At 65.4% G+C, this 11,647-nt stretch carries 9 protein-coding genes and 1 pseudogene; 7 read left to right on the plus strand and 3 right to left on the minus strand.

Features of this window, described 5'->3' with window-relative positions; genetic code table 11:
* The 7 genes from V7E26_RS26070 to V7E26_RS26100 form a co-directional block, all read left to right on the plus strand.
* The coding region (locus V7E26_RS26070) for a putative PEP-binding protein (protein ID WP_324421833.1) at nucleotides 1–461 on the plus strand (461 nt) is incomplete at its 5' end.
* Between the two features lie 354 nt (nucleotides 462–815).
* Nucleotides 816–2,258, plus strand: coding sequence for a cell wall hydrolase (locus tag V7E26_RS26075; RefSeq protein WP_324421835.1), 1,443 nt, complete (start codon nucleotides 816–818; stop codon nucleotides 2,256–2,258).
* Between the two features lie 270 nt (nucleotides 2,259–2,528).
* Nucleotides 2,529–3,779: an MFS transporter gene (locus V7E26_RS26080; RefSeq protein WP_324421838.1), complete on the plus strand. Its 1,251-nt coding sequence runs from the start codon at nucleotides 2,529–2,531 to the stop codon at nucleotides 3,777–3,779.
* 44 nt (nucleotides 3,780–3,823) lie between these two features.
* Nucleotides 3,824–4,810 carry an acrylyl-CoA reductase (NADPH) gene (gene acuI, locus V7E26_RS26085; RefSeq protein ID WP_324421840.1) on the plus strand — a complete coding sequence of 329 codons (987 nt, stop codon included), beginning with the start codon at nucleotides 3,824–3,826 and terminating at the stop codon, nucleotides 4,808–4,810.
* A 160-nt stretch (nucleotides 4,811–4,970) separates the two neighbouring features.
* A complete protein-coding gene (locus V7E26_RS26090; protein ID WP_324421842.1) occupies nucleotides 4,971–5,576 on the plus strand; it encodes a hypothetical protein in 606 nt (201 codons plus the stop codon).
* A 176-nt stretch (nucleotides 5,577–5,752) separates the two neighbouring features.
* Nucleotides 5,753–5,986 (plus strand): DUF6894 family protein, encoded by a 234-nt coding sequence (locus tag V7E26_RS26095; RefSeq protein ID WP_324421850.1) that lies wholly within the window; start codon nucleotides 5,753–5,755, stop codon nucleotides 5,984–5,986.
* 174 nt (nucleotides 5,987–6,160) lie between these two features.
* Nucleotides 6,161–7,849 (plus strand): methyl-accepting chemotaxis protein, encoded by a 1,689-nt coding sequence (locus V7E26_RS26100; RefSeq protein WP_324421844.1) that lies wholly within the window; start codon nucleotides 6,161–6,163, stop codon nucleotides 7,847–7,849.
* Here the strand turns inward: V7E26_RS26100 and V7E26_RS26105 are convergent, their stop codons facing one another.
* From V7E26_RS26105 to V7E26_RS26115, 3 genes and pseudogenes are all read right to left on the minus strand, one after another.
* On the minus strand, nucleotides 7,850–10,549 hold the full coding sequence (locus V7E26_RS26105; protein ID WP_324421846.1) for a DUF2339 domain-containing protein: 2,700 nt from the start codon (nucleotides 10,547–10,549) through the stop codon (nucleotides 7,850–7,852). It abuts the gene before it with no gap.
* 165 nt (nucleotides 10,550–10,714) lie between these two features.
* The gene (locus tag V7E26_RS26110; protein WP_324421848.1) at nucleotides 10,715–11,221 is read right to left on the minus strand and encodes a tyrosine phosphatase family protein; all 507 of its coding nucleotides are present in this window, start codon (nucleotides 11,219–11,221) and stop codon (nucleotides 10,715–10,717) included.
* 88 nt (nucleotides 11,222–11,309) lie between these two features.
* Nucleotides 11,310–11,647, minus strand: a pseudogene (locus tag V7E26_RS26115) (hydrolase); the annotation flags it as partial.

Consider the following 11,647-nt stretch of genomic DNA (forward strand, 5'->3'; position numbering starts at 1 on the left):
CGGTGATGAAGGAAACCGGCAAGAAGCTCGCCTACCAGGTCGGCACCATGATCGAGTTGCCGCGCGCCTGCCTGATGGCCGGCGACGTCGCCCAGACCGCTGAGTTCTTCTCGTTCGGCACCAACGACCTGACACAGACGACCTACGGCATCAGCCGCGACGACGCCGCGAGCTTCCTCGGCACCTATGTCAGCAAGGGCATCCTGGAGATCGATCCGTTCATCTCGGTCGATCGCGATGGCGTCGGCGAGCTCGTGAAGATCGGCGTTGCCCGCGGCCGCAAGACACGGCCCAATCTGAAGGTCGGCATCTGCGGCGAGCACGGCGGCGATCCCGCTTCGGTGGCGTTCTGCCACGAGATCGGTCTCGACTACGTCTCGTGCTCACCGTACCGCGTGCCGATTGCGCGCCTCGCCGCAGCGCAGGCCGCGCTCGGCAAGAAGATCGAGAGCCAGGCGTAAGTCCGCTGCAAGGTTTCATGCAACGACATCATGCCCGGGCCTGTCCCGGGCATTTGCTTTCGTGCGAGAGTGACCGCTGAGTGCGATAGAGCGAATTGGAACTCGATGCTCTTCGCGCGCACCGGTGCAAAAATTTCTTCATCATTTTCGTTGACGGGATATTTACCACTTTCATCGAGCAGCCGTTTACCAACGTTTCTCATACGGTCTGCAGAAATCGGGCGATGTCTTGCGTGTTACACGCCGGCCACGCCGATTAACTACCCGGCAACCTAAATTCGATACCAACAAAAAAGATCGAATTGCACGGATGTACTGACGTTCGGTCCCAGTAAGCGTTGCGTGAGCGTATCGATGTTTGTGTTGCGTAACCAGCCGAAGGGCGCGCGGTTTGCGTCCTTCGGCCTCGGTCTGTGCGTCTTCGCATTGATGCCGACCGAGATCGGATATCAGGATATCGCTTCGCTGCTGGCTCGCCAGCCGGGCATCGCCGAGCGTTGGCAGAAGCGGGTGTTCTCGTCCGCAGGCACCATTCAGGTCGCCACTTTCTCCTTCGGCCGCCCGATCGGAACCTCCTCGCCGCAGACCGCGACCTACCGCCTGGCCAGTCTCGATCATCAGGGCATCGACATCACGGGATCGGTGACGCGCAATCCGCTCGCCGCGCCGCCGCCGCGCTATCAGGCCGCTGAATTTCCCACGGTGGATCGCACGCTGAAGGGCGATCGCCTCGTGGTGCCGCCGCCTGCGCCCGTGGAAACGGTCGTCCCTGCCGGGCGCGCGCCGGCGATCGAGGATCCCGCGAATTCGAACGCATTGGTCAAGGGCGCCAGGACTGCCGAGACGGCGCCGGTCGAGCGCGCGCCGCTCGATCCCGAACTGCAGGCTGCGCTCAGCGCGCCGCCGCTCGACATGTCGCTTTCGCCCCAGAGCAAGCCGCATGACGAGGTCAAGGCCGCGCCCGATGCCGCGCCCAAGGCGGCCGAGCCTGCGCGACCGCGCGATGGCTTTTCGTTCAAGACCTCGAGCCTGTTCTTCGGTTCGTCGCTCGGCTCGCCCGAGAGCATCGAGCGCTGGCAGCCCGGCGAGGAGCCGGTCATCGTGATGCCGGCTGCGCGTTCCGATCCCGACATGAAGATGATGGCCTCGCTTCCGGTCGATGCCGACGGTCCGGTGCGCGCCGGCGAGATGGGCGAGAGCGTCGCGCCGAAGGGCGAGGTCAACGCCGACAACCAGCGTGCCAAGACGCCGGCCGAGCGGCTCGGCCTGTTCGACGACAAATCGCGCGCCAAGTCGGAAAAGTGTCTCGCTGAAGCCGTCTACTTCGAAGCCCGCGGCGAAGCCGTGCGTGGCCAGATCGCGGTGGCGCAGGTGGTGCTGAACCGCGCCTTCTCCGGCAAATATCCGGAGACCGTGTGCGGCGTGGTCTACCAGAACAAGCATCGCCACCTGGCGTGCCAGTTCACCTTCGCCTGCGACAACAACAAGGACGTGATCCGCGAGCCCGACATGTGGGAGCGGGCGAAGAAGATCGCCAGGGCGATGCTCGACGGCCAGCTCTGGCTGCCGGAGGTCGACAAGTCGACGCACTATCACGCCTACTGGGTGCGCCCGTCCTGGGTCAGTGAAATGAAGAAGATGTACAAGACCGGCGTGCATACTTTCTATCGGCCGCGCGCATGGGGTAACGGCAGCGATGCGCCGAGCTGGGGCACGGCCGCCGAGACGGCGGCGATTTCCGCAAGGCTGGCCGAAGCCGCGCAAAGCTCGGCCGAGCAGGCGAGCGTGAAGCGGTAAGTCTCTCCGTCGCAGTAGCCCGGATGGAGCGAAGCGCAATCCGGGGTCGGACGATCCGCGGCGCAAACTGCCCCGGATTTCGCTTCGCTCCATCCAGGCTACGCTCACCACGCCTCGCCAAATTGCTCTGATTGTCCTCGCCAATTTTGCAGATCAGCCCTGCAGCGAAAAATTTTTCTGCCGCGCCCCTTGGGGTATTCATGCATCTGCATTAATTCACCGTGATCTTCCGCACGGCAGTTCCGGGCGCGGAATGTCCAGGGGGAATACATGGCGGCAGCGAACGGCGACCTTCATCCATCTTCCGGGCCTGGCAACTGGCGAACCCCGCTGGTGATCATGATCTGCGGCTGCCTGATCGCGCTGCTCAGCTTCGGCCCGCGCTCGACGCTCGGCTTCTTCGTTCAGCCGATGAGTCGTGAGTTCGCCTGGGGCCGCGACGTCTTCGGTCTTGCGATCGCGCTGCAGAACCTGTTGTGGGGCCTCGGCCAGCCGATCGCCGGCGCGATCGCCGATCGCTTCGGCATCGTGCGGGTGATGATCGTCGGCGCGCTGCTCTATGCCGCCGGTCTTCTCCTGATGCGCTATTCCACGACGCCGCTTTCGCTCAATCTCGGCGCCGGCGTCCTGATCGGCTTCGGCCTGTCGGGCTGTTCGTTCAACCTGGTGCTGTCGGCGTTCAGCAAGCTGCTGCCACCGGAGCGGCGCGGCATCGCGCTCGGCTTCGGCACCGCGGCCGGCTCGTTCGGCCAGTTCCTGTTCGCGCCGTTCGGCGTCGCGATGATCGACAATTTCGGCTGGCAGCCGGCGCTGACGGTGTTTGCGCTGCTGATGCTGCTGATCGTGCCGCTGTCGCTGGTGATCGCAACGCCGCCGGCGGCGCCGTCCCACGAGCGCGCCGCGGACGAACAATCGTTCAAGACCGCGCTCGCCGAAGCATTCGGACATCGCTCCTACGTCCTGCTGGTGCTCGGCTTCTTCACCTGCGGCTTTCAGCTTGCCTTCATCACCGTGCATCTGCCGGCCTATCTCGCCGATCGTGGCGTCTCCTCGCAGACCGGCGGCTGGGTGGTCGCCGCCATCGGTCTCTTCAACATCATCGGCTCGCTCAGCGTCGGCTGGCTGCAGAACAGATATCCGAAGCGCTACATCCTCTCGCTGATCTATCTTGGCCGCGCGCTGTCGATCATGGCCTTCATCTCGTTTCCGATCTCGACCTTCTCGGCGATCGTGTTCGGCGCCGCAACCGGCCTGACCTGGCTCTCGACGGTGCCGCCGACCTCGGCGCTGGTGGCGCTGATGTTCGGCACGCGATGGTTCGCAACGCTCTACGGCTTTGCCTTCGTCAGCCATCAGGTCGGCGGCTTCCTCGGCGTCTGGCTCGGCGGCGTCGTGTTCGAGCAGTACGGCTCCTACACGCCGATCTGGTGGCTCTCGATCCTGTTCGGCGTGCTGTCCGCGCTGATCAACCTGCCGATCGTCGAGCGGCCGGTGGCGCGGGCGGTTGCACAACCCGCCTGATGCGGTAAACACTCTCCGACAAGGAACAACCCGGGGAGTGTGCCATGGCAACGTTCAAGGCCATCAGGATCGACAAGGCAGAGAAGGGCACTACCGCTGCACTGGCGCAGTTCGACGAAGCCGAGTTGATGGACGGCGACGTCACCGTCGCGGTCGAGTGGTCGACGCTGAACTACAAGGATGGTCTGGCCGTCACCGGCAAGGCCCCGGTGGTGCGGCGCTTCCCGATGATCGCCGGCATCGATTTCGCGGGCACCGTCGAACAATCCTCGCATCCGGACTGGAAGGCCGGTGACAGGGTCGTCTGCAACGGCTGGGGCATGGGCGAAACCCATCTCGGCGCCTATGCCGAGAAGGCGCGCGTCAAGGGCGACTGGCTGGTGCGGCTGCCGGAGGGCATGTCGGCGCGCGAAGCGATGGCGATCGGCACCGCCGGCTACACGGCGATGCTGTCGGTGCTGGCGCTGGAGAAGCACGGCCTGACGCCGAACAGCGGCCCGGTCGTGGTGACGGGCGCGGCTGGCGGCGTCGGCTCGGTCGCCACCGCCGTGCTTTCGAAACTCGGTTACCACGTGATCGCGTCCACCGGGCGGATGTCGGAGGCCGACTATCTCAAAGGCCTCGGCGCCGCCGAGGTCATCGACCGCGCCGAACTCGCAGGCGCAGCCAAGCCGCTGGCCGGGGAGCGCTGGGCCGGCGGCGTCGACAGCGTCGGCTCGACCACGCTCGCCAACCTGCTCTCGATGACGAAATATGGCGGCGCCATCGCGGCCTGTGGCCTGGCCGCAGGGATGGACCTGCCGTCCTCGGTCGCGCCATTTATTTTGCGGGGGGTGTGCCTTCTGGGCATCGACTCCGTGATGCGCCCGCTGCCCCAGCGCAAACTGGCCTGGAATCGGCTCGCCACCGACCTGGATAAGAAGAAACTTGCTGATATTACTCAGGAAATTAACCTTGACCAAGTCATCGGAACCGGCGCACAAATCCTTGCCGGCCAGGTACGCGGTCGAATCGTGGTAAAAATTGTCTAACGATGTTCAGACTTTACCAACCAGTGTGCTTCAATGTCGCCACGGTTGGTATGGTAAGCAGCGGGTAAAGGCCTGCAGCATGTGTCCGGTACGTTGGGGTCCCGGTTTCCTGCTCAGGCCGAGGCGGGCGCCCGCGCTCTTGTAAAGTTGGAGTAGCTGCATGCTTGCGCGTTTGGTTCTGGGGGCCGTTACGGCAGTCGCGACGATCGTTCCCGCGGTGGCCGGGATGATGAACGCCGACGAGGCGCGCAGGTTTGTCAGTGGCAAGGTTTTCGCCTTCACCTGTTTCGACGGCACCCGTGGCGCCGGCCGCATCCTCGATGATCTCGGCGCGGCCGGTTCGATCCAGTTCAGCGGCTCCGGCCCGATCCGCCACGTGCGCCTGCCCGGCAACACGCTGCAGATCCGCGGACAGGCGGTCTGTGCTTCCATCAAGGGCCTGCCGTTCGAACCGTGCTTCAATATCGACAAGCGCGACGACCGCTCGTTCCGTGGCTCGGTCTCGGGCATGGGCTTCGCCTATTGCGATTTCCGCCACCAGGGCGCCTCGCAGATGCTGATGGCGCGCTCCGTTGCGCGGCCGCGCTCGCTGCATCGCCGGGATCGGGAGGAGGCGCGCGCGGCGGCCGAAGCACGTGCCGAAGTGACGGCGCGGGTCGAAACGCCGGCGGTCGAAAGCGCCAAGCTCGAGCCGGTGAAGTCCGAGCCGGCGAAGGAATCCGCCAAGGCCGAGAGCGCCCCCGAGTTGCGCCGCTCGACGGAATGATCCCGAGGTACGTCTGGCGAAACTGACAACCGGCATCCAGCCGCCCGGCGGATGCTGGTCGACCGGCCCGGACCCGTAGTCATACGGGCGGGCGCATTCATGTGCTGGTAGCGAATCTCGTTGGAAGTGGTGCCGGCAAAAGAGGCCGGGAGGCGGCCCAACAAATGAGATCGCTCATGCCGCTGTATTTTTTTCGGATCAGCCATGGCCGCTACGCGGGCGCATCCGATCAGGGATCCGAATTCGAAAGCCGGGAAGCCGCCTGGGCCGAAATGACCAGGGTCTGCGGCAACCTTCTCGGCAGCCTTTCGCGCAGCCTGAAACAGAACGCCGAATGGAAGATGGAGCTTCTCGACGAAGCCAAGAAGCCCGTGTTCAGGATTCGCCTGATTGCCGAATCCGTGAGCTGACGCTCGATCCGACGCGCGCTCACATCCCGGTAATTCTACGGGGTTCCAATTAACAAATGCTTGGAAGCTGGCGCCTAGGGTTGCCGAATATTCCCGGCGCATTGAAGATTGAGGGCAGTTCCTCAGTTTCAGCGGCGCCAGTTCTGTTCTGTAGCCAGCCAACGAGGGCCAGCCATGTCTGCACTTTCCATCCGCGCCAAGGTCATTGCCGTGATCGCCTTCATGCTGGTCGCGATGTCCGGCATGGGCCTTCTGGCGATCCGCAGCATGCAGATGATCAACACCCATACGGTGGAAATCGCCTCGGGCTGGCTGCCGAGCGTCCGGGTGCTCGGCGAATTACGCACCGATATCAACCTGTTCCGCGTCGCGCTTCGTGCCCACGTCATGGCGGAAACGCTGGAGGCGAAGGCCGCCAACGACAAGCGGCTTGCCGGCATCCTCGAGCGGATTGCCAGAGACCGCAAGGCTTACGAGCCGATGATCACTTCTGCCGACGAGCGCTCGATCTACGAGAACTGGGGCCGCGCCTGGGACAAGTACATCACCGGCGTTCAGGAAGTGATCGAACTGTCGCGCGGCAGCATCGGGCGCATTCCACATGAAGCGAGCGAGGCCATCTCCAAGAAGGTTGCCGTCATCGCCGCTGAATCCGATGTGATTCTGGAGAGAGCGATCGACCTGAACAACAAGGGCGCGGCCACTGCGACCAGGGAGGCCGCTGAAGGCTATAACTTCGCATTCTGGATGGTCCTCGGCATTGTCGCGGCCGTCATCATCAGCGGCGTCGCGATCGGAGTGTATCTCGTCCGCGATCTCTCGCGCGGCATTGCTTCCATCGTGAAGCCGATGCAGGCGCTCGGAAACGGCGACCTGTCTGCCGAAGTGATGCGTCGCGGCGAGAAGACCGAAATCGGCGCCATGGCGGACGCGCTGCAGGTCTTCAAGGACGCGTTGATCGCCAAGAAGGCGGCCGATGAGGCTGCAGCCGTCGATGCTGAAGCCAAGATCGAGCGCGGCCGCCGCGTCGACAGCATCACGCGGAATTTCGAAGCCATGATCGGCCAGATCGTCGAAACCGTTTCCTCGGCCTCGACCGAGCTTGAGGCTTCCGCGGGCACGCTGACCGCGACGGCCGAGCGCGCGCAGGAACTCGCGACCACCGTCGCCTCGGCCTCGGAGGAAGCTTCCACCAACGTGCAGTCGGTCGCCTCAGCTACCGAGGAAATGGCGTCCTCGGTCACCGAGATCAGCCGGCAGGTGCAGGAATCCGCGCGGATGGCAAGCGAAGCCGTGGGTCAGGCGGCAAGAACCAACGACCGGGTCGGTGAATTGTCGAAGGCCGCCGCACGCATCGGCGACGTGATCGAACTGATCAACAACATCGCGGGCCAGACCAATCTGTTGGCGCTGAACGCGACCATCGAGGCGGCGCGCGCCGGCGAGGCCGGCCGTGGTTTCGCGGTCGTCGCGTCCGAAGTGAAGGCGCTGGCCGAACAGACGGCGAAGGCGACCGGCGAGATCGGCCAGCAGATCACCGGCATTCAGGCGGCGACGCAGGACTCGGTCGGCGCGATCCAGGAGATCTCCGGCACCATCTCGCGGCTGTCGGAGATTTCCTCGGCGATTGCGGCTGCCGTGGAAGAGCAGGGCGCGGCGACGCAGGAAATCTCGCGCAACGTGCAGCAGGCGGCGCAGGGTACGCAGATGGTCTCGTCCAACATCACCGACGTGCAGCGCGGCGCTACCGAAACGGAGAGTGCGTCATCGCACGTTCTCTCGGCGGCGCAGATGCTGTCGGGCGACAGCAACCGTCTCAGGGGCGAGGTTGCCAAATTCCTCGAATCGGTCAGGGCAGCCTGATCAACCACCCGCCGATGTCGCCGGCGCGACCGGCGGCAGCGCCTGCCTGCGGAACAGGATCCGCTGGTAGAGCCAGCCGATCGCCACCAGCACCAGGCCGAGGCACATGAAGGACAGCGCGCGATAGACGCCGGTCAGCGTCGACATGTCGATCAGGAAGGCCTTCAGGATCGTCAGCCCGATGACGACCGCCGACGCCAGCCGCGCGCGCTGCGAGTTGAAGATAATGCCGATGCCGAGCAATGCCACGCCGAAGGCGAGATACGCGATCGAATAGGTGTACTGTTCGGCGCCGGTGGTCGGGCCGGTCGCGATCGTCGGGCCGTGATAGATTCGCCTGATCTGGAACGTCACATAGGCCAGCGCCAGAACGAGCGCTGCGCCCGCGATCGTGTTGGCATAGGCGACGGGACGGCGGCCCGCCACGGCATAGGACAACAGCAGCGCGAGCACCGCGGGCAGGGCGTAGCCGAGCAGCAAAAGGTTGATCACGATGCCACCGATGTCGATCCACTGCAGCATCGGGTTCTCGAACAACAGCAGCCCGAACACCGTTGCAAGGCCGGCGAAGGCGGTCAGCAGGATCGCGCCGGCGTTGTGAATGACGCTGCCGGTCCGGATGCGCAGCCGCTCCAGCCCGATCGCCATGGCGAGCGCGACGCAGACCTGCAGCGCGACCTCAGTGAGTCCAGCGCTCGCGCGATAGACGTCGCCATGGTTGACGGCGTGACGGATCTGCATGAATGCCAGCAGCACCGTGAACAGGATCGCCGCCGATTCCACGGTCCTGAGTGGTCCGTCGTCGCCGCCGCGGCGCAACAGGATGCTGCCCGCCCAGAACGATGCCGCCGGGATGCCATAGCCCCACAACAGCCAGTTGAAGATCGGCGTGGTGCCGACAGCCTGGCCGACGATGCGCGGCTCGTAGCCGATGCGCAGCACCACGATGCCGGCGAGGAGGGCAGCCAGGGTGCGCAGGAACGCGATCGGCCGCTGCGTCGAGATCCACGCCGTGCCCGCCGACATCAGCGCAAGCGCAATCGTGAGCCAGCCTTTCTCCAGCGCAAAGGTCAGCGCCAGAGCCAGCGCAGCGAGGGTTCCGGTCGCAAACAGCGCGATGGCGGCCTGCAACCCGGGACGGTCCTCGCGCTTGCTGAGGATCTCGGTCGCGGCGGCATTGGCGGCCGCCAGCAGAACCGCGACAATCGCGAACGGGATCGAGCGATCGAGATGCGCGATGCGGGCGTAGAGCGCGACCAGAAGTGCCAGCGGCGTGAACACCGCGGCAGCCGACCAGATCACCGGTATCACCGGCCCGGTGAATCGGCCCTGTGCCATGAATCCGGCGATGCCGAAGCCTGCGGCGAAGATCGCCGCCGATATCAGATGCAGCGACACCGATCCGTCCGTGGGATTCGGGCCGATGCCCTGCAGCGGCCCGCCGGGCAGCACCAGCATGTCGGGATTGGCGCGAATGGCCCATTCGGCGAACACGACGAAGACCAGCACGGCGGCGGCGCCGACGGCGCCGGCCGCCGCATCGCTGCGCCAGGCCACCAGCAGGCTGCCGGCCACCATCAGGCCGAACACGATCATGGCCGTATCGGCATGAAAACTGTTCTGCACGATCAGCGTGGCGCCGAGCAGATAGGCCGCGAGCGAGCCCGATGAGATCGGCTCGACTTCGCCGGCGTCGGCGGGCGGGCCGAACATGAAGCCGCACACCACGAGCAGCGCAGCCAGAACAAAGCCGACGAGCACGTGGAACGCATGTGGGCCGACGATCTCGGGGCCGCATTGCAGGCAGGGGAAGGTCCACAGCAGCGCGAAGGCGATCGTCGTGACCGCGAGCCAGCGCCACATCCTCACGCGCGCCAGGCCGAAGGCCGCTGCGGTGACGATCGCAAGATAGACGTAGAGCGCCCAGTAGTCCGGCTTGCCCGATGAGACCAGGATCGGCGTCACGAAGGCGCCGACGATGCCGAGTCCGGCCAGTGCGGGGCCGTGCAGCAGCGCTGCGGCCAGCGTGCCGAGCGCCACCATCGCAAGCAGGATGAATGCGGTCGCGGGCACCAGGAAGCCGTAGAGCGCATAGGCGGCGTACACCGTCGCGAATGCCGCCGCCGTTCCGGCCGCGGTCAGGATCGCCGGAATGTTGGCGATCGGCAGCGCTGCGATGGAAGACAGGCTCTCCTTGCGCCGCATCCACTCGCCGGCAAGCAGCAGCGCCAGCGCGAACAGGCCGCCAAGTATGACGCGCACTTCGGGGCCGAGCAGGTCGGCCTCGATCGAGTATTTGACCATGAAGAATCCGCCGAGGGCGAGCGTCAGGCCGCCGACCCACACCACCCAGCGCGTGCCGATGGTTTCCTCGAAGCCGCGGCCGGGCTGCGGCAGGGGCGGAGGTGGCGCGTCCGCCGCCTGCTCGTTGGTCTCGGCCGGCGCAATCGGGGTGGCGCTTGCGACCCCTGCAGGAATGGGCGGCGGCGTCGGCGTGACCTCGGCCGAAACCGGTGGAAGGGTGCGCTCAAATGCTTCAAGCGGCGATAGCGGAGGCGGCGCAGCGGCCGTGGCAGGCATTGCCTGGAGGGCCTCCACGCGCCGGCGCAATTCCGCAACCTGATTCATCGCCTTTCGCGCGAAAATCAGGGCCACGATCGCGATCACCAGCGCGAAAAAAGTGAAGGGGTCTTCGAACATCAGGCCTCCGGCGGCGCGTCAGGGCGTTAACCGGGCGTCGGCGGCCTGGCTGCACTCCTGTGTGGGGCTTTGCCCGCTAAAAGTTCAAATCAAGGAGGGAATGTCGCACGCTTCGCCATCAGGGATATGGCTCTTTCGTGCCACATTCCCTGGAGTGCACAGCTTCTATTCCAGGTCGAGCTGGAAGGGCCGGCCCTCGACGGTCATGCTGCCGGGGCCCATTTCGTCGAGCGCGCGCAGCATCCGTCCCTCGCGCCCCAGCGCCTTGTCGGCGAGGCTGACGATCAGCCGGTTGGGCGAGGCGATCGCCGAGCGGGCGCGAATTTGCCGGGCGATCTCGATCTCGTCACGGTGCGGATTGAGCGCGCAGGCGGCCGCGAAGGCGCTCGCCGTCGAGCGGCTGATGCCGGCATAGCAGTGCACCACCATCGGCGCGCTGCGGTCCCAGCCGCGGACGAAATTGAGGACCCGCTCGATATGGTCGACCGAGGGCGCGACGAAGCCGTCCATCTGCTCGGTGATGTCGTCCAGCGAAACGCGGAGGTGATTGGCCTCGAGCACCGAAGCCGGACGCTGCACCTGATCGACATTGGCCATCACGGTCAGAATGTGGCTGGCGCCGGTGGCCCGCACGGTTTCGGGCAGTGCGGCAAGCGAGCAGACGTGAAGCATGGCAATCCTTCGAAGCGTTCCCTGGCAGGCTTTTGCCGCGATTATAGGGCCGGTGACCGGGCGGTGAAAGCAGGTTTGCGGCGCCCGTTCAACCGAGCAGCAGGTTGAATCGCGCCAAAAACTGCTTTTCGGCCCGCGCCGCAGTCCACGGCGTCAGATAGTCGCGCACCGTGGACTCGGGCAGGCCGGGGTCCCTGCCGAACAGGCGCCTGGCTTCGCTTTCAGAGAAGCCGGCCAGATGGGTGGCCTCGAGATAGGCGGCGCCGCGGTCGGCGGCCTTGATGGCCTTGGTGATCTCATCGGCGAGAACCGCCGGCAGGCCGAAGCGCATGTGGATCGCCGCGAGCAGGCGCTTTTCCACCACCTTGTAATCGCCGCCGAGCACCGCCTTGAACGGCGAGATCATGTCGCCGATGACATATTCCG

This window comes from Bradyrhizobium sp. (genome assembly GCF_036735945.1).
In the GTDB taxonomy this organism is placed as follows: domain Bacteria; phylum Pseudomonadota; class Alphaproteobacteria; order Rhizobiales; family Xanthobacteraceae; genus Bradyrhizobium.